Annotated in this window: 1 pseudogene; it reads left to right on the top strand. The window is 44.3% G+C overall.

Annotated elements, in window-relative coordinates:
* Position 1: 1 nt before the first annotated feature.
* Positions 2–393, top strand: a pseudogene (locus AB4585_RS25090) (DNA polymerase Y family protein); the annotation flags it as partial.

Genomic DNA, 393 nt, shown 5'->3' with positions numbered 1-393 from the left:
GCTGTATATTCACTTTCCTCGGTTGCAGCTAGATACCTTGTTTTCAGAGGCGATTGCACCGGCTAAGAATCACGCTGATGGCAGCGAGAACCCTGCTATCTGTATTGTTGAAAAACATCGAATTACTCAGGCTAATCAAGCCGCTATAGAAAAAGGCATCACTCTAGGCATGGGCTTAGGCAGCGCGGCATCTCTGTGTGCAGATTTACAAGTATTCCCATACCAACAGAAAATAGAGGAAGATAAACTTCAGCAAATTGCGCAATGGTTGTATGTCTATACCTCGGATATCACCCTGTATACGCATCAAGGTTTGCTACTTAAGGTCTCAAATATGCTGACTCTTTATCGAGACCTAGAGAGTTATTGGCGGGTGATCTCACAGCATCTAGA

The organism is Vibrio sp. 10N.222.49.C9, assembly GCF_041474985.1.
In the GTDB taxonomy this organism is placed as follows: domain Bacteria; phylum Pseudomonadota; class Gammaproteobacteria; order Enterobacterales; family Vibrionaceae; genus Vibrio; species Vibrio crassostreae_C.
Note: the sequence above shows the minus strand (reverse complement) of the source record. Positions and strands in the feature narration are given on the sequence as shown.